The organism is Microbacterium sp. WCS2018Hpa-9, from assembly GCF_031843745.1.
Taxonomy (GTDB): Bacteria; Actinomycetota; Actinomycetes; order Actinomycetales; family Microbacteriaceae; genus Microbacterium.
Window position 1 is genome coordinate 457714 of the sequence record NZ_JAVTIY010000003.1, and the last position, 16835, is coordinate 474548.

Here is a 16835-nt window from a genome sequence, read left to right on the forward strand (position 1 = left end):
GAACGACGATGCGCGCATTCGTGCTCACCAAGTACAAGCAGCCGCTGGAGCTGACCGAGGTCGAGGAGCCGGAGGTCGGAGAGCGAGACGTCCTGATCCGGGTCGAGGCTGTCGGGCTCAACCAGCTCGACGAGAAGATCCGGGCAGGGGAGTTCGCGCAGATCCTGCCCTACGCGCTGCCGGTCGTGCTCGGCAACGACGTGGCGGGCACGGTGATCCGGGTCGGCCGCCTGGTCGAGTCCTTCAGGGCGGGCGACCGGGTGTTCGCCCGCCCCGACCAGAGTCGGATGGGGGCGTTCGCCGAGCGCATCGCGGTGGCGGAAGCGGATCTCGCCCTCGTTCCCGTGAGCGTCTCGATGGCGGAGGCGGCTTCGCTGCCCCTGGTCGCGCTCACGGCCTGGCAGGCCCTGGTCGAGAGCGGCCACGTCGGGCCGGGGCAGAAGGTGCTGATCCATGCGGGAGCAGGAGGAGTCGGCTCGATCGCCATCCAGCTCGCGAAGCACCTCGGCGCGCTCGTGGCGACCACCGCGAGCGCGGCGAACGCCGACTTCGTCCGTGAGCTGGGCGCCGACGTCGTGATCGACTATCGCGCGGAGGACTTCGAGGCGATCCTCTCGGAGTACGACCTCGTGCTCGACAGTCTGGGCGGCGAGAACCTCGCGAAGTCGCTGCGGGTGCTGCGGCCCGGTGGCCTCGTGATCGGCATCTCAGGTCCACCCGACCCGACGTTCGCGAAGCGGATGGGGCTCGGCGTGCTGGTCTCTGCGGCGATCCGCATGCTCAGCCGCCGGATCCGGCGCCAGGCGTGGCGGCTCGGTGTCGCCTACGAGTTCCTGTTCATGCGCGCCGACGGCGACCAGCTGGGTCGCATCGCGACCCTCGTCGACGAGGGGGTTCTCAGGCCCGTCGTCGCGAAGACCTATCCGTTCGAGCAGATCCCCGCTGCGCTCGCCGATCTCGCGGCGGGCGGAGGCCGCGGCAAGATCGTCGCCACCCTCGAGTCCTGATCGCGCGACGTCCGCACCGCCCGCCCGGACATCGGGCCGACGGTGCGGACGTGTCGCGTCAGCTGCTGCGACGGATCGCCCGCACTCCCACCACGAGTCCGACGACCGCGACGGCGAGAGCCGAAACCCAACCCCACAGCACGGTCGGATCGCCGAGGTCGCCCGCGAACAGCGCGCGTTCGGCCTGCACCACCCAGTTGACCGGGTTCACTGCGGCGACCGCGCGCATCCACTCGGGGGCGTCGTCGAGCGGAAGCAGCATGCCCGAGAGGATCAGCAGCGGGAAGATCAGCGACTGCTGCACTCCCCAGAACAGCCACTCGCGGTCCTTCGTGGCCAGCGCCAGCGAGTACGACAGCGAGCCGAGTCCGACGCCGAAGACCGCGAGCAGGGCGAGCCCGATGAGCAGGCCAGGCACGTTGATCGCGAACCCGAACGGCCACGCGATCAGCACGATGATCAGCGCCTGCACCACGATCGGCGCGATCTCCTTGAGTGCACGACCCACGAGCAGCGACGAGCGGGCGAGCGGTGCGACCAGAGTGCGCTCGTGCGAGCCGGTCATCATCTCGTACTGCAGGTTCGACCCCGTGGCGCCGGTGCCGAACAGCACGATCATCACGAGCACGCCGGGCACGAACCAGGCGAGGGTCTCGCCGGCCGGCTGACCGGAGCCGCCGATCAGCAGCGGAGCGAACAGACCGAGGAACACGAGCGGCTGCAGCAGGCTGAAGATCAGCGTGAACGGGTCGCGCAGCACCGGCTTGAGTTCGCGGGTCAGCACGTTCTTGGTGTCGCGCACGAGGTTCGCACGCACGAGGGTGTCGGTCGTGGCGGTCATGAGAGGACTCCTGTCTTGTCGGTCTCGGTGGTGCTGACGGCTTCCGAATCGGATGCATCGGCGCTGCCTTCGCCCGCTTCGCGCAGTGTGCGCCCGGTGAGGGCGAGGAAGACATCGTCGAGCGTGGGCGGAACCCCGGTCGCCCGACGGACGAGGATGCCGGCGGCATCCAGCTCGCGCACGATCACCGGCAGCAGTCGGTCGCCGTCCGGCACGGCCAGCGACAGCGAGTCGCCGTCGAGCGAGACCTCGGCCGCGCTGAGGCGAGCGACGACGGAGCGTGCGTTCGCGGCATCCGCATCGTTCGCGAAGCCGAAGGTGAGCACGTCGCCGGCGAGGGTCGCCTTGAGTGCTGCCGCGTCGTCGTCGGCGATGATGCGGCCCTTGTCCATGACCATCACTCGCTCGGCATATCTGTCGGCCTCTTCGAGATAGTGCGTGGTGAGGAAGACGGTCGTGCCGTGCTGCGTGCGCAGGTCGAGGATGTGCTCCCACAGGTTGGCCCTGCTCTGCGGGTCGAGGCCGGTCGACGGCTCGTCCAAGAAGATCAGCGGCGGCGCGTGCATGAGGCCGAGCGCGATGTCGAGCCGACGCTTCTGCCCTCCGCTGAGCTGCTGCACCGTGCGAGTCGCGAACGAGGAGAGATCGAGGGACTCGATCAGGTCGTCGGCGCGACGGATGCTGTCGCGCCGGCTCATGCCGTAGAACGCGCCCTGGCTGAGCAACTCATCGCGCACCCGCTGCGAGAAGCTGCCGCTCGTGAGCTGACCGACGTATCCGATGCGGGCGCGCACCCCGGCGGCATCCGTGCGGATGTCGTGGCCGACCACGCGTGCCGTGCCCGAGGTCGGCGGGATGAGCGTCGTCAGCATCCGCAGGCTCGTGGACTTGCCCGCGCCGTTCGGACCGAGGAACGCGACGAGCTCGCCGCGCACCGCAGTGAAGGAGAGGTCGGTGACCGCTTCGACCGACGTCTTCTTGACGGTGAAGACCTTGGTGAGGCCTTCGGTTTCGATGATGGATTCGTTCGACATGCCTGCAGGTTAGAACCCAACCAGGACAGATCCTGTCCGCAATATCTGTCAATCTTGGAGCATGTCCGACACCACCTCTCGCGCTCTCGCTCTGCTCAATCTGCTGCAGACGCATCGGCACTGGCCGGGCGCCGAGCTCGCCGGACGCCTCGGCGTCACCGAGCGCACTGTACGTCGAGACGTCGATCGGCTGCGGGAGCTGGGATATCGGGTCGAGTCGACGCCGGGTGCTGCCGGGGGATACCGTCTCGAGGCCGGAAGCGCCGTGCCCCCGCTGCTGCTCACCGATGACGAGGCGGTGACCATGGCGATCGGGCTGCGCGTCGCGGCGACGCAGCAGCTGGTGGGCGGTGCCGAGGTGACCCTGACGGCGCTCGCGAAGCTCGAGCAGGTGCTGCCGTCTGCTCTGCGTCAGCGGGTCAACGCGCTCGCCGCCGCCGTGCAGCCACCGCGCATCGGCGATGCGCCGGTGGTCTCGCCCGTCGTTCTGGGCGAGATCGCGCTCGCGACCCGCGATCACGAGCGTCTGCGGATGCGTTACATCGACGGGGCCGGGGCCGAGAGCATCCGCCGCGTCGAGCCGCACGCGCTGGCACCGTCAGGGCGCAAGTGGTTCCTGCTGTGCTGGGACCTCGATCGTGATGACTGGCGCACTTTTCGCGTCGACCGCATCGTCTCGGTCGAGCACACCAGGGTGCTGTTCACGCGACGCGAGATCACCACCGAAGAGGTCGACGAGCGGGTGCTCATCGCCGCCTCGTGGTCGCCGCAGAAGATCGAGGCGGATGCCGTGATGCAGCTGCCGTTCCCCGAGATGCAGACCATGTTCGGGCCGTGGTCGGAGGGTGCGACGGCTGAGGACGACGATCGCACCCGGTGGCCGTTCGGCGGCTCGGACTGGCGCGAGGCGATGTACGCGCTGCTCTGGATCCCCGAGGGCGTCGAGTACACGACGTCGTTCCCCGAGCCGCATCGCGCGGAACTCAGGGAGTCGGTGGAACGGCTGCTGCGGGCACTCGATGCGCCCGCTCCTTCACACCCCTGAGGTTGTACGCGCGATGATGGAGGGCGGGTTCGGGTCGTTCCACCGCTGGAAGGTCTGCACCCACCAGAACGTCGCGAACAGGATCAGGGCGATGGCCTCGCCGATGAGCACGACGGGGGTCTCACCGAAGGCCTGGCGGAAGAGCACCGCCACCACCAGCAGCACGAGATCTGCGATCAGCAGCCCCGAGATCCAGCGGTAGATCGATCGCTGGCGGGGCGTGGGCGGGGTCTCGCCGGGGTCGAGCGGTCCGCCCGCGTAGAGGATCGGAACCGCCGCGAACACGCCGAAGAAGAGCAGGGTCACCGCGAAGTGGATGCTGTTCACGGGCCAGAAGTTGAACGGGAAGTACTCGTTGAGCGCCGGCGCGAAGGCGAGGGCCGTGACCACCGCAGCCGTGACGAGCGCGATCGCCGACACCAGCGCGGCTGCCCGGTTCGGCGTGCGCGTGCGGCGGCGGATCACCGCCATGGTGATCACCACGGCCACCACCACTACGGCGTAGACGGCGATCCCGGCCTTGGCGCTGCCGACGTATCCGGCGGGGATGCAGTCGGTGGCGACCGGGCACGGGATGTGACCGACCGCGCGAGTGTCGGCGAGCCCGGTCGGAACGATCGCGATGAGCGGCGCGAAGACGGCGCACACGTCGAGCAGAGTCGTCGCGCGGCTGCGCCCCGAGAGGGCGAGAAGCACCACGGATACCGTGATCAGTGCTCCGACGAAGACGTCGCGGGCCGGGGTGTAGACCGCGTAGCTGATCGAGGGGAGCGGATGCCAGCCGAAGATCACCGGCTCCCACATCACGATGACGCTCTGCAGCACGACGCTGACGAGCAGCGCGAACACGATCAGCACCAGCGACAGACGGAGGTAGCGATGGGTCTTCTGCGGGGTCGTCGCTGGACTGTCTGCGGCTGCCATATTCGCGACGCTACACCGCTCGTCGGACGCCGGCGTGTGACGCGGCGTGACGACTCCTGTCATGCGCGGACTCACTCGGTCAATCCCCGCAACGATCCTGGCCTTCCTGATCGCGGCCGGGTAACGTCATTCCCATCGCGGCGATCCGGGCGGTCCCGGGCCTCAGTTCATACCTGAAGGCGTGGCGGGTTCGACTCCCGCCGTCGCGTCCACTCTTTCGGGCTCTGCGCTCCTGGTCTTCTTCTTTGCTTCACGCGCAGACAACGGACGCGTGCCTTCGGCCGCCCGCGATCAGCCCCCTGCCCGGCGACCGCGACGCAGACGCTCGAGGGTCTCGCCCGCTGCGACACCGACGAGAACCATCGCCGTCGTGATCGACAGCGTGAGTGCGTTGACGGTGAGGCCCGCGAGCCCGACACCGGCGAGCAGAGCAAGAGCCACGAGACCGATCAGCTGAGCTCGCGCCCAGCGCCCTTCGAGCACGCGGCGGAACAGCACCGTGCCGGCGAGGAAGAGAATCGGTGCGCCGACGACCACGACCGTTACGGCGGGGCCGTGCTGGTCCGGAAGCGCGAGCATCTCCTTGTCGCCCACGCTCATCAGAACGATGCCGGCGATAATCAGAAGATGCACCCAGGTGTACACGGTGCGAGCGACCCGGGCCGGCTCGTCCGACACCTCGATCGCCTCCGCGCCGATGCGTTCGCCGTGATCGAAGTAGATCCACCAGGTCGCCCCTGCGGCGACGAACGCTGTCACCAAGGCAGCGATGGATGCGACGGACGATTCCTTGTCGACGAACGCGAAGCCGGTGACCAACAGTCCTTCACCGAGCGCGATGAGCACGAAGAGGGACGTGCGCTCGGCGATGTGCGGACCGGACAGATCCCAGGACCTCAGCTGCACCCTCCCCCGTCCGGGGACCGGGAAGCCGAGCACGGTGCCCAGCAGTTCGAGTGCCAGCGCTGCGGCCCACAACGGCAGCTGCCACCCGAGGGGCATCAGTGCGCCGGCGATCCACAACGCGCCACCGGCGACCGTCCAGCACAGGATGAGCGAGAAATCGCGGGCCACCCGCCCGTCGTGACGGGCTGTCGCCCACACGATGAAGACCGTGCGCCCGATCTGGAGGACGACGTAGGCGATCGCGAACGCCCACGCGCGCTCGCCGAACGCCTCAGCGATCGAGACGCTCATCACGAGCGCTACGAAGGCCAGTGCGATCACCGCCCCGCGCACGGGCAGCTTCACGGGGTCGAGCCAATTGGTCACCCAGGTGGTCGACACCCAGGCCCACCACAGAGCGCACACCATGATGACGCCCTCGAAGGCGCCCAGGGGCGTCTGATTCTCGTAGAGGTAGGCAGACAGCTGAGTCAGCGCGAGGACGAACACGAGGTCGAAGAACAGCTCGACATAGGTCACTCGATCCGCGCGCGGAGAGTCCGTGGGGCGCAGCACGTCGCGGGCCATCCCGAATGCCATGCGACCATCCTGGCATCGCCGGCTGAGACGGCACCATTACGGAAACGTAGGACTACCCCGCCTGGGCCAGCCAGAAGCTGCGATAGAGCCCCTCTGTCGCGAGCAGTTCGTCGTGCGTGCCGCGTTGGGCGGCTCGGCCGTCTGCGAACACGATGATCTGCTCGGCGGTCGACACCGGTTCGAGTCGATGCGCGATCAGCACGGTCGTGCGATCCCGGCGCAGCACGCGGATCGCCTCCTCGACGGCATCGCGATGGAGCAGTCCGACATCGGCCGTCGCCTCGTCGAGGATCACCACGGCAGGATCCGCGAGCAGCGCCCGCGCGATGGCCAGCTGCTGAATGCGTCCCTCATCGAGAGAGACACCCGCGCCGGTGGATGTCAGCGAATCCACCGCCCACTTCGCTCCGACCGCCACCAGCACGGCGACCATCTCGTCGTGGTCGGCATCGGGCGCGACGAGGCGCAGGTTGTCGGCGATCGTGCCGCGGAACTGGTGCAGCTCCTGCGACAGGTAGTACGGGGTGGTCGTCTCGGGCTCGATGCGCACGGTGCCCGTTGTCGCAGGGTGGTGTCCGGCGATGACCCGGGCGAGCGTGCTCTTGCCCGAACCCGATGATCCGACGAGCGCGGCCGTCGTGCCGGGTTCGATGCGCAGTGTGATCTCGCTGATGCCGCGCCCCGTCGTCGGGTATCGATAGCCGACGTCGCGCAGGTCGACTCCGACGGATGTCGCGCGACGCTTCCGGTCGGGAGAGCCCGTCGCCTCCGCAGCAGCCGTGGGCTTCGCCGGCGCCAGATCGATGATGCCGACGAGCCGCGCGAGTCCGATAGCCGCCCGCTGGATGTCGTCGAGGCCGAAGATGAGCTGGCCGACCGGATCGAACAGCCGATGGAACAGCAGGGCGGCCGTCGTGACCATGCCCACGGTGATCGCGCCGTTCGCCTGCAGCACGAACCCGGCAGCGAGGATCGCGCCGAGGCCGACCAGCTCTCCGCCGTTGATCCACCGGAACAGACGGTTGCGCACGCGCACGCCCTCGATCTGCATCCGGATCGAGTCCTCCGCCCGCGTGCTGACACGCGTCAGAGCGTGGTCCTGCTCGTTGAGGGCGGTGAGGGTCTCGATACCCTCCACTGCTTCGAGCACGGCCTGGCTGCGCGCGGCCTCGCGCACCCGGACCTCGCGGAACACCACCCGTGAGCGCCGCAGGAATGCCCTGGTGCCGAGCAGGTAGAACGGCACGCTCGCGATCCCCGCGAGTGCGAGCCATGGGTCGAGGGCGGTCAGGGCGACCAGGGAGACTCCGATGGCGAAGCCCGCCGACAGCAGCATCGGCACGACGTCGCCGCCGGCTTCGGCCACCGCGTCGACGTCACCCGTGACCCGGGAGAGCAGATCGGCGGTCTCTCCGTCGTCGACCGTGCTCACCGGCAGGCGCATCGCCGACGCGAACACGTCTTCGCGCAGATCGGCCAGCACATCCTGCACCAGCCCGGTCAGCACGCGCGCGGCCCACAGCATCACCAGCGCGGCGGCGATCGCCCCGGCTCCCGCGCCGACCACCCAGCCGACGATCACCGCGATGCCCGCGTCGGTCGAGACGGCGTCGACTATCCGCCCGAGGCACGCGGGCAGCACCACCCCCAGAGCGGATGCCACGAGGAAGAGCACCGCAGTGCCCGCCGATCGCCGTCGGTGGCGTCGCAGCAGCATTCTGATGACGACCAGCACCCTGGCGCCGGTCGCGATCGGCAGCAGCGGGGTCGGAGTGTCAGTCATGGTGGGCTTCCGATCCTTCATCCGAGAGGTCGACGACCCGGTCGCACGCGGCGAGCAGCGTCGGCGAGGTGCTGATCACGATGGCTGTCCGCTCGAGTCCTGACAGAGCACGAGCGATGTGCGCCTCGGTGATCGCGTCGACGGCCGAGGTCGGCTCATCGAGCACCACGACGGCGGCGTCGGTGTGCAGTGCCCGCGCGATCCCGATGCGCTGACGCTGCCCGCCCGAGAGCCGTCTGCCCGACTCGCCGACCTGCGCCTGCCACCCGCCGACCTCGGCGATCGTGTCGTGCAGCGCAGCCGCCTCGATGATCTCGCGCTGCGGATCGTCTGTGTCGCCGTGTCCGCGCACGGCCTCGCGCAGCGTGCCGGTCACGATCGTGTGGCGGTGCGGCAGTGCGACGACGCGTCGGCGATAGTCCGCGGCATCCAGGTCTCTCAGGTCGTGCAGGGCGCCGTCGACGGCGACCGAGACCCTGCCTCGCTCGGCTGGGGTCCGCAGGCCGAGCAGGCGCGAGAGGGCGCGAGCGGTGTCGCTGTCGGAAGGGCGGATGCCGAGCAGCTCGCCCGTGCGCACCTCGATGCGCTCGGAGCTTTCGGGAGCGGGGCGGAAGGCGAGTGCGACCCCGTTCGCGTCCCGGTTCACGACCCCGCGCTCGCCGTCGAGCGGTGGCGTCACCGACGGCGCGTCGAGCAGGTCGTCGGCGTTGATCATCTCGGCGAGGCGCTTCGCCGAGGCGAGCTTGTGGATCCAGTTCGAGGGGAACGACCCTGCGTGGGCGAGGGATCCGCTGAGGAACTGCGCGAGGCCGAGAACGGTCACCAGCTCGCCGATGCTGATCTGGCCCTCGGCGGCGAACCAGGCAGACAGGCCCGCGAGCGCAGTGGTGGCCACCGCGGCGAGCAGCGAGCTCACCGCCTCGTATGAGGCGAGCGATCGTCCGGCGGCCGTCGCGGCGATGCGACTCGCGTCGCTGGCCTCGACGTAGCGCCGCACCGCCTCTTCGCGCGCGCCGATGCCGACGAGCACCCGGAAGCCCGCCATGAAGTCGGCGGCGACGGCGCCGGCCTCGGTCGCCGCGTGCTGCTCGACGGAGCCTCGGCGCTCGAGAGGGCGCGAGACGACCCGCATCACCCCCATCATCGCGATGGTCGACGCGAAGACGACGAGCGTCGCGATCGGCGAGATCACCAGCATGGCGAGCGCCGCCCCGGTGATCGCCGCGATCGTCGCGCACTGCTGGGCGACCGACCACGCGACCCCGGCGACGCGGTAGGTGTCGGACGTGACGAAGGTCAGCGCTTCTCCGGCGGTGACGGCTCGTCGAGAGAGGCGGGGGCGGAGCATCCGCGACAGGGTGAGGTGCCGCAGCGCCTGCTCGCCGTATCCGTAGACGCCGACCATGAGGCGGGAGGCCGCCTGGTAGCTCGCGGTCAGCACGAGGAACGTGCCGGCCAGCACGCCGAGCCAGAGCGCGAGCGCCGACGGATCGGACGGCAGCACGGCGCGGTCGATCGTCGCGCCGATGATCACCGGGATCGTGGCCTCGGCGAGCGAGTGCACGACGAGCAGCGTCGTCGCCGCGGTCAGGGTGAGCCCGCGGCCCTGCGAGGTGAGCGCGATCGCGAAGAGCTGCCGGGGCGTAACGGTCATGACGTGCGCCGACCGAGTGGCAGCACCAGCGGTGTGCCGGCGACGGGATCGGTGATCACACGGCAGGGCAGGTCGTACACGGCCTCGACGAGTTCGGCGGTGATGATCTCGCGCGGATCGCCCTGGGCCACGATCTCGCCGTCGCGCATCGCGACGAGATGCGTCGCATAGCGTGCGGCGTGATTCAGGTCGTGCAGCACGGCGACGAGGGTCGTGCCGTTCCGGTGCAGGTCTGCGAACAACTCGAGCAGATCGATCTGGTGGGCGATGTCGAGGAAGGTCGTCGGCTCGTCGAGCAGCAGGTGCCTGGTCTGCTGTGCCAGGGCCATCGCCACCCAGACGCGCTGGCGCTGACCGCCCGAGAGCTCGTCGACCAGTCGGCGTGAGAGATCGGTGATGCCGGTGGCGGCCATCGCCTCCGACACCGCCTGCTCGTCGGCCGTGCTCCAGGTGCGCAGAGCGCTCTGATGCGGGAATCGTCCGCGCCCCACGAGGTCGACGACGGTGATGCCGTCGGGCGCGATCGACGACTGGGGCAGGAGCCCGAGCCGGCGCGCAGCCTCCTTCGGCTTGAACGTGCGCAACTCGGCGCCGTCGAGGAGCACGGTGCCGGTGGTCGGGCGCAGCAGCCGTGCGAATCCGCGCAGGAGGGTCGACTTTCCGCACGCGTTCGGCCCGATGATTATCGTGAAGGAGTCATCCGGAACCTGCAGAGACAGCCCCGAGACGACGGGGGTGTCTCCATAGCCCAGGGTGAGATCGCGGGCGAGCAGCGAGGTGGTCATCAGGGTTCCTTTCAGGCGCGGCGCGCGTACTGGGCGGCGAGCAGCCAGGCGAGGTAGATACCGCCCACCGACACCGTCACCACGCCCACCGGCACGGCGACGAGCTGGGCGACGGCATCCGACACCACCACGAGCGCGGCGCCGGTGAGCATCACCGGAGCGGTGCCCATCGGGGTGTTCGAGCGGGTGAGTCGTTGCGAGATCTGCGGAGCGGCGAGGGCGATGAACGAGATCGGCCCCGCGGCTGCGGTGACGAGGGCGACCAGGGCGACTCCGAAGACCATCGCCCCGAGCCGGGTGCGCCCAGGGCTCACGCCCAGAGCGGTCGCCGCGTCATCGCCCATCTCGAGCACCGGCAGTGTGCGGTTCAGGGGCAGGCACGCGAGGGCGACGACGGCGAAGACGATCGCGGCGGGGACGAGCTGGTCGAAGCCGAGAGAGGCGAGCGAGCCCGCTCCCCACGTCGCTGCCATCATGGCCTTCTCGACGCTGACCGAGATCAGGATCCACGAGGTGAGCGAGCCGAGTCCCGCCGAGACGCCGATCCCCACGATGATCAGTCGGAACGACGACAGCGTGTTCTTGTTCGCGAGTACGTAGACGAGCAGGGCGGTGAACAGGCCGCCGATGAGCGCCCCGACCGCCTTGAACATGTATGTGTTCAGCTCGAGCACGACCATCATCAGGGTCACGCCGAACTGCGCGCCGACGCCGAAGCCGATGATGTCGGGGGAGCCGAGTGGATTGCGGGTGAGGGATTGGAAGATGCCGCCGGCGAGGGCGAGCGCCGCTCCGCACAGCACCGCGAACAGCACGCGGGGCAGCCGCCACTCGAACACGACCTGGCGGATGTCGGGATCTGATGACGGGTCGACGATCGCACGGATGACCGAGCCGAAGTCGACCTCATAGGCGCCGATCGTCATCGATGCGAGACCGGCGGCGATGATCGCCACGATGAGCACCACGCACACGACGAGCGAGCGCACGGGGATGATCGCGGCGATCCGCGTGGTGTCGATGCGCAGCAGGCGGCGTCCGTGGTCGACGGGCGCGAACACGGGAGAGCGCTCGGTGCGCTGATCGATGCTCACAGCCCGCTCACCCGCCTGCGCCGCACCAGGACGATGAGGATCGGTGCTCCGAGGAGAGCCGTGACGATGCCGACGCGCAGCTCTCCGCTGGGCAGCACGATGCGCCCGAGGATGTCGGCCACGAGCAGGAAGGCGGGGCCGACGATCATCGAGTAGGTCAGCACCCACCGCTGATCCGGACCGGTGAACCAGCGCACCACGTGCGGGATCATCAGCCCGACGAAGGCGATCGGGCCGGCGGCTGCGACGCTCGTGCCGGCGAGGATGGTGACGGCGATGATGACGAGCACACGGGTCACGCGCACCCGAGCCCCCAGCGACTGGGCCAGATCGTCGCCCAGGGCCAGAGCGTTCAGAGAGCGCGCGCACAACAGCGCGATGATGAGGCCGGTCGCGATCAGGGGCGCGGCCCAGGCGAGCTGGTCGAGGGTGCGTCCGCCGATGGACCCGACGCCCCAGAAGCGCATGACCTGCAGAGTGCCGAGGTCGCGCAGCACGATCGCCGTCGTGAAGCCCGTGAACGCTGCGCCGAGTGCCACCCCCGCGAGGGTCAGCTTCATCGGCGTCGCCCCCGACCGCCCGAACGAGCCGAGCGTGTAGACGAGCACGGTGAGCACGAACGCGCCGAGCAGGGCGAAGGGCACGTAGGCGCCTGGTGCGGTGAGCCCCAGCACACCCACGGCGAAGGTGACGGCGAACGAGGCGCCCGCATTCACGCCGAGGATGCCGGGGTCGGCCAGCGGGTTGCGGGTGAAAGCCTGGATCAGGCCGCCGCAGACCGCAAGGGCGGCGCCGACGACGATGCCGAGCAGCGTGCGCGGCACCCGCAGCTCCATGACCATCAGGTGCAGGGGGTTCTCGTCGTCGTACGCGAAGAGCGCCTGGAGCACGGTCGCGGGGTCGATCGCCCGATTGCCGACCGCGAGTGAAGCGATGGCGGCGGCGGCCAGCACGATCACCGCGATGACCAGTCCACCCGCCAGCGCCCCGGTGCGGCGCGGGGAGTCGTCTGCACGACTCCCCGCGCCCGTGTGCGAGACGTCCGTGCCGTCTTTCGTCGCCAGGGACATCTCTCGGGTCACTCGCCTGCGATGGTCGGCTCGCCCTGCAGCGCGGCTGCGAGGTCGTCGACGTACTTCGGCAGGATGTACTTCAGCGAGAGCACGGTCGGCGCGCTGATCGCGGACGCCTCTGCATCGTCGGCGTAGATCACGTACGACCCGGCCTCGATCGGCTCCCAGCGGGAGACGACCTTGTTCTCGACCGTGTACTCGCCCTCGGCGACGCTGCCGCCCCAGGCCGCGAAGAGGTCGGCCTGCACATCGTAGAGCTTCTCGAGGCTGACTCCGGTGTACCAGTTGTCGCCCTCGGCGCTCGCCAGGAAGCTGTCCATCGCCGAAGTCGAGGTGAACCCGAGAGCCTCAGTGATGCGCACGCGCGGGTCGTACTCGAGGTAGACGCCGAGGTCTGTTCCGCCCTCGTTCAGGGTCAGGCCCCAGACGAACGTCTTGTCATCGAACTCGGGGTGCTCGTCGGCGAGGGATGTGATCATGTCCTCGGTCTCGGAGATCAGCTCCTCGGCCTTCTCGTCCTCCGACATGGCCTTGCCGATCGTGCGAGTCATGTCCTCCCACGTGCTCGGATCCCACGCCCGCTCGATGTAGGGCACAGTCGGGGCGATCTCGGTCAGACGCTCGTATTCGACGTCGGTGACTCCCGAGTAGAGGCTCAGGATGAGGTCGGGCTTCAGCTCCTTGATCGCCTCGTAGTTGGGGCCATCGTCAGTGAAGGGGATGATCTCGGGAGTGTCTCCGTACTCCTCGGTGACGAAGTCCTCGAACCAGGGCTGGTATCCGCTCTCGTCCGCACCCCAGACCTCTTCCATGCCCACCGGGTTCGTGCCGAGTGCGGCGACGATGTCGGGCGTCATCCACCCCAGGGTGACGATGCGCTGCGGCTTCTCGGGGATGACGGTCTCGCCGTGGGCGTGCTCGATGACCACGCCTTCTGCCGACGCGGCGGCGGTCTGGCCGGTGTCGGCTGAGGCCGTGCACCCCGCGAGGGTGAGGGCTGCGACGATGGCGGCTGCGGCGAGCGCGGCACCTCGACGGGTCTTCGGGCGCGCAGAAGCGTGCGTCATGATTCTCCTTCAGAGAAAGGGGGAGGGGTATGCCGCGTCCACGCGGCGAGAAGTTAGGTAAGCATGCCCTAACACTTCGATGCTAGAACGCGGATCATGCAGTGAGTGTCGACAGGCCGACGACTTGTATCGCAGATCCGACAGTTCCGGATTCAGCGCCGAGTCGTCATCGCCAGTACAGCTGGTGCGCGGGGTCGGCCTGCACGCGCGCGACGTGCTGCCGCGGAGTCAGGCCGAACCGCTCTTTGAACGCGGCCGAGAACGCGCTCGTGGTGGCATAGCCGCAGCGGTGCGCGACTGCCCCGATGGGGGTGTTGTCGACGATCAGGCGGGCGGCGAGGGTCATCCGCACGCCCGTGCGCCACCTGCCGAAGGTCATGCCGACGTCGTTCTGGAAGATGCGCAGCACCGTGCGCTCATGCAGACCGTGGGCGAGGAGCAGATCACGCGCGCTGCGCTGGTCGCCCGGGTCTGCGAGCACCGCCTGCACGAGCGACCGCACGCGCTCATCGGCCGGCATCGGCACCTCGCCCCAGCCGTCGGCGGCTCCGGTGGACGGATGCTGGAGCATCTCGATGAGCACCGATTGGATGCGCACGCGCAGGTCGGTGGGCATGTCGTTGATGCCGAGGTGCAGCAGCATCTCCTGCACGGCTCGCGGCACCAGCACCTGGGTGACCTCGTCGATCGGCGCGATGAGCGAGGCGTCGGAGATGTACGTGTAGCACCCGGTCGAGTCGCGCTCGTGCCGGGCAGTGTGGGGCGTGTGCGCGGGAATCCAGATCCCCTGCCCCGGTGCGAGGCGCCACATCGCATCCCGCAGCTGCACCCAGACGGTGCCTCGATAGCACCACGCGAGCATCGCATCCGGGTGTCGGTGCGGAGGTGAGAGCGGGCGCGTTCCGGTGTCCTCGCCGGTGACCACGCCCGTTCCCATCACGTAGGGCGCGCGGATCGTCGACGGATTCTCCGGACTCGCGTCCCAGTCATCCGGTCGATAGGAGTTCACGCTGTGCTCCGGGCCACGGGTCTATCGGCCGTTGCTGTCGACGATCCGTGCCTCGACCGGAGCCCACCCGTTCTCGAGAACCGAGAAGCCTGCGTCGAGGATCCCGAGCTGGTCGTCGTGCTCGTTCACGAGCAGCTGCATCTGCAGGATGAAGCGCGAGTACACCCGGATCTCCGCCGTCGGCTCATCGAGCCCGAGCTCGTCGGCGATCGCGGCGGCGAGCGCGTCTTCGTGCCGCAGCCACATCTTCGCGGCGTAGTCGCGCAGGGCGGGCGTCTCGTTGAGGAAGCGGATGAAGATCCGCGAGACGTCGTCGCCGTGCTCGTCGATGTTGGCGCCGACCTCGGCGGTGTAGAAGTCGTGGATCGCGCGGTTGATCGTGATCCCGTCCCGGCGGTCGCGCACGGCTGCCACGAGTCGGTCGCGCTGCTCGTCGTCCTCATCGAACACGAGCGCCTCCTTCTGCGGAAAGTGCGCGAACACGGTGGTGGGCGAGACGTCTGCGGCATCGGCCACCTCGCGGATGCTGACGTTGTCGAACCCTCGCTCGAGGAACATCATCGTCGCGACGTCGGAGATCGACTTGCGGGTCGCTGCCTTCTTGCGTTCGCGGCGGCCGAGTGGCTCGGTGTTCGTCATGCCACCACGGTATCGCGGATCGGATCCAGAACCGGCTTGACAACAAAACTGGTATTGATACAGTTTCGGAGTGACTTCACTTACAACATCGCCCGCGCGCAGCGACAAGCGCGCCTGGATCATGCTCATCGTCCTGACGATGCTCACCGTCATCGGGATGACCGTCGTGCTCCCCGTCCTGCCCTTCGTCGTGCTGCAGTACGTGTCGCACGAAGGCGATCTCGCGATCTGGGTCGGCGTGCTCGAAGCGATCAACGGCCTGTGCGCCTTCCTGGTCGCCCCCTTCCTCGGTCGCCTCTCCGATCGCTTCGGTCGACGCCCGGTGATCATCGCCGCCGCGTTCGGTGCGGCATTCGCCATGGCGCTCTTCGGCATCGGCGGTGCGATCTGGGTCTTGGTCCTCGCTCGTGTGATCCAGGGGGTGACCGCAGGAGATCTGCCGGCGCTCTTCGCCTACCTCGCCGACATCACCCCGCCCGAGAAGCGCGCGCAGCGGTTCGGCCTGCTCGGCGCTCTCTCGGGTGTCGGCATGATGATCGGCCCCGCAATCGGCGGACTTCTCGCGGCCGTGAGCCTGCAGTTGCCGGTCTTCCTCACCGCGGCCGTCGCTCTCACGATCGCCATCCTCAGCATCTTCCTGCTGCCCGAGAGCCTCGCGCCCGAGAACCGGATCGAACGCATCTCGATCCGCGAGATCCAGCCGTTCGGCGTCTTCAAGGAGGCCTTCGGCCGCAAAGAGCTGCGGGGTCTGATGATCGGATTCGGCCTGCTCGCGCTGCCGTTCGGCTTCTTCGTCAACAACTTCAGCGTGCTGGCGCTCGACTCCATCAGCTGGGGGCCGACCCAGATCGGTCTCCTCACCGCGGGCGTCGGCATCATCGACATCCTCATCCAGGGCGTGCTGCTCGGCATCCTGCTTCCTCGCATCGGCGAGCGCGGCGTGATCATCAGCGGCGTCGTGGCGCAGACGATCGGACTCGTCGGCCTCGCAGTCGTCGCCTCGGTCTTCGCGCAGCCCTGGGTGTTCATCGTCGGCGCGCTCATGCTCGCCGCAGGGCAGGGAGCCGCGACGGCCGCGTTGGACGGCGCGATGTCGAACGCGGTCGGCGACGACGAGCAGGGGTGGCTCGGTGGAGCGACCCAGTCGCTCAATGCCGCGATGAACACGGCCGCACCGCTGATCGCCGGCGCGCTCTACGTCACCGTCAGCCATGCGGCGCCGTACTGGCTGGGAGCCGCGCTGATGGTCGTCGCCGCGATCGTGGTCTCTCGCGCGCACATCGCCAACACGGCGAAGAAGGATGCCGGGCAGCGGTCAGCGGGCACCGCGAGCGGCGTCCCGATCGAGGCCGCCGACGCGCTGAGCTGATACCAGGACCCGCACCGGGGGATGAT

General features: G+C 68.9%; 15 protein-coding genes and 1 tRNA gene. 4 read left to right on the forward strand and 12 right to left on the reverse strand.

What is annotated here, in order from left to right:
• Positions 1-8: 8 nt before the first annotated feature.
• Entirely contained in the window at positions 9-1007 is a 999-nt protein-coding gene (locus RQG82_RS08900) for an NADP-dependent oxidoreductase (RefSeq protein ID WP_311258731.1), read from the forward strand.
• 58 nt (positions 1008-1065) lie between these two features.
• On the opposite strand, the gene RQG82_RS08905 is transcribed toward RQG82_RS08900, so the two are convergent.
• Entirely contained in the window at positions 1066-1848 is a 783-nt protein-coding gene (locus RQG82_RS08905) for an ABC transporter permease (RefSeq protein ID WP_311258732.1), read from the reverse strand.
• Positions 1845-2882: an ATP-binding cassette domain-containing protein gene (locus RQG82_RS08910; protein ID WP_311258733.1), complete on the reverse strand. Its 1038-nt coding sequence runs from the start codon at positions 2880-2882 to the stop codon at positions 1845-1847. Before RQG82_RS08910 ends, RQG82_RS08905 begins: the two co-directional genes overlap by 4 nt.
• A 61-nt stretch (positions 2883-2943) precedes the next feature.
• On the opposite strand from RQG82_RS08910, the gene RQG82_RS08915 reads away from it, so the two are divergent.
• Positions 2944-3927, forward strand: coding sequence for a WYL domain-containing protein (locus RQG82_RS08915; protein WP_311258734.1), 984 nt, complete (start codon positions 2944-2946; stop codon positions 3925-3927).
• On the opposite strand, the gene RQG82_RS08920 is transcribed toward RQG82_RS08915, so the two are convergent.
• Positions 3916-4851 (reverse strand): hypothetical protein, encoded by a 936-nt coding sequence (locus RQG82_RS08920; protein ID WP_311258735.1) that lies wholly within the window; start codon positions 4849-4851, stop codon positions 3916-3918. The two genes, RQG82_RS08915 and RQG82_RS08920, sit on opposite strands and share 12 nt — an antisense overlap.
• 136 nt (positions 4852-4987) lie before the next feature.
• On the opposite strand from RQG82_RS08920, the gene RQG82_RS08925 reads away from it, so the two are divergent.
• A tRNA-Met gene (locus RQG82_RS08925) sits at positions 4988-5063 on the forward strand.
• 79 nt (positions 5064-5142) lie between these two features.
• On the opposite strand, the gene RQG82_RS08930 is transcribed toward RQG82_RS08925, so the two are convergent.
• The 9 genes from RQG82_RS08930 to RQG82_RS08970 all read right to left on the reverse strand — a co-directional run bounded on the left by RQG82_RS08930 (position 5143) and on the right by RQG82_RS08970 (position 15440).
• Positions 5143-6336 carry a low temperature requirement protein A gene (locus RQG82_RS08930; RefSeq protein ID WP_311258736.1) on the reverse strand — a complete coding sequence of 398 codons (1194 nt, stop codon included), beginning with the start codon at positions 6334-6336 and terminating at the stop codon, positions 5143-5145.
• 52 nt (positions 6337-6388) lie between these two features.
• Complete coding sequence (locus RQG82_RS08935) at positions 6389-8119, reverse strand: ABC transporter ATP-binding protein (RefSeq protein WP_311258737.1); 1731 nt, start codon at positions 8117-8119, stop codon at positions 6389-6391.
• Complete coding sequence (locus RQG82_RS08940) at positions 8112-9773, reverse strand: ABC transporter ATP-binding protein (RefSeq protein WP_311258738.1); 1662 nt, start codon at positions 9771-9773, stop codon at positions 8112-8114. Before RQG82_RS08940 ends, RQG82_RS08935 begins: the two co-directional genes overlap by 8 nt.
• The gene (locus tag RQG82_RS08945; RefSeq protein ID WP_311258739.1) at positions 9770-10558 is read right to left on the reverse strand and encodes an ABC transporter ATP-binding protein; all 789 of its coding nucleotides are present in this window, start codon (positions 10556-10558) and stop codon (positions 9770-9772) included. Before RQG82_RS08945 ends, RQG82_RS08940 begins: the two co-directional genes overlap by 4 nt.
• An 11-nt stretch (positions 10559-10569) precedes the next feature.
• The gene (locus tag RQG82_RS08950; protein WP_311258740.1) at positions 10570-11652 is read right to left on the reverse strand and encodes an iron chelate uptake ABC transporter family permease subunit; all 1083 of its coding nucleotides are present in this window, start codon (positions 11650-11652) and stop codon (positions 10570-10572) included.
• The gene (locus tag RQG82_RS08955) at positions 11649-12722 is read right to left on the reverse strand and encodes an iron chelate uptake ABC transporter family permease subunit (RefSeq protein ID WP_311258741.1); all 1074 of its coding nucleotides are present in this window, start codon (positions 12720-12722) and stop codon (positions 11649-11651) included. Before RQG82_RS08955 ends, RQG82_RS08950 begins: the two co-directional genes overlap by 4 nt.
• 8 nt (positions 12723-12730) lie before the next feature.
• Positions 12731-13792: an ABC transporter substrate-binding protein gene (locus RQG82_RS08960; protein ID WP_311258742.1), complete on the reverse strand. Its 1062-nt coding sequence runs from the start codon at positions 13790-13792 to the stop codon at positions 12731-12733.
• A 166-nt stretch (positions 13793-13958) separates the two neighbouring features.
• On the reverse strand, positions 13959-14801 hold the full coding sequence (locus RQG82_RS08965) for an AraC family transcriptional regulator (protein WP_311258743.1): 843 nt from the start codon (positions 14799-14801) through the stop codon (positions 13959-13961).
• A gap of 21 nt (positions 14802-14822) precedes the next feature.
• Complete coding sequence (locus tag RQG82_RS08970; protein ID WP_311258744.1) at positions 14823-15440, reverse strand: TetR/AcrR family transcriptional regulator; 618 nt, start codon at positions 15438-15440, stop codon at positions 14823-14825.
• Between the two features lie 70 nt (positions 15441-15510).
• Here RQG82_RS08970 and RQG82_RS08975 point away from each other — a divergent pair, with 70 nt between their 5' ends.
• Positions 15511-16809, forward strand: coding sequence for an MFS transporter (locus RQG82_RS08975; protein WP_311258745.1), 1299 nt, complete (start codon positions 15511-15513; stop codon positions 16807-16809).
• The last annotated feature ends 26 nt before the right edge of the window (positions 16810-16835 follow it).

Excerpts from the sequence above, each read along its gene's own strand:
- RQG82_RS08900 (WP_311258731.1), top strand. The coding sequence starts at position 9 with ATGCGCGCATTCGTGCTCACCAAGTACAAGCAGCCGCTGGAGCTGACC.
- RQG82_RS08905 (WP_311258732.1), bottom strand. The coding sequence starts at position 1,848 with ATGACCGCCACGACCGACACCCTCGTGCGTGCGAACCTCGTGCGCGAC.
- RQG82_RS08910 (WP_311258733.1), bottom strand. The coding sequence starts at position 2,882 with ATGTCGAACGAATCCATCATCGAAACCGAAGGCCTCACCAAGGTCTTC.
- RQG82_RS08915 (WP_311258734.1), top strand. The coding sequence starts at position 2,944 with ATGTCCGACACCACCTCTCGCGCTCTCGCTCTGCTCAATCTGCTGCAG.
- RQG82_RS08920 (WP_311258735.1), bottom strand. The coding sequence starts at position 4,851 with ATGGCAGCCGCAGACAGTCCAGCGACGACCCCGCAGAAGACCCATCGC.
- RQG82_RS08930 (WP_311258736.1), bottom strand. The coding sequence starts at position 6,336 with ATGGCATTCGGGATGGCCCGCGACGTGCTGCGCCCCACGGACTCTCCG.
- RQG82_RS08935 (WP_311258737.1), bottom strand. The coding sequence starts at position 8,119 with ATGACTGACACTCCGACCCCGCTGCTGCCGATCGCGACCGGCGCCAGG.
- RQG82_RS08940 (WP_311258738.1), bottom strand. The coding sequence starts at position 9,773 with ATGACCGTTACGCCCCGGCAGCTCTTCGCGATCGCGCTCACCTCGCAG.
- RQG82_RS08945 (WP_311258739.1), bottom strand. The coding sequence starts at position 10,558 with ATGACCACCTCGCTGCTCGCCCGCGATCTCACCCTGGGCTATGGAGAC.
- RQG82_RS08955 (WP_311258741.1), bottom strand. The coding sequence starts at position 12,722 with ATGTCCCTGGCGACGAAAGACGGCACGGACGTCTCGCACACGGGCGCG.
- RQG82_RS08960 (WP_311258742.1), bottom strand. The coding sequence starts at position 13,792 with ATGACGCACGCTTCTGCGCGCCCGAAGACCCGTCGAGGTGCCGCGCTC.
- RQG82_RS08970 (WP_311258744.1), bottom strand. The coding sequence starts at position 15,440 with ATGACGAACACCGAGCCACTCGGCCGCCGCGAACGCAAGAAGGCAGCG.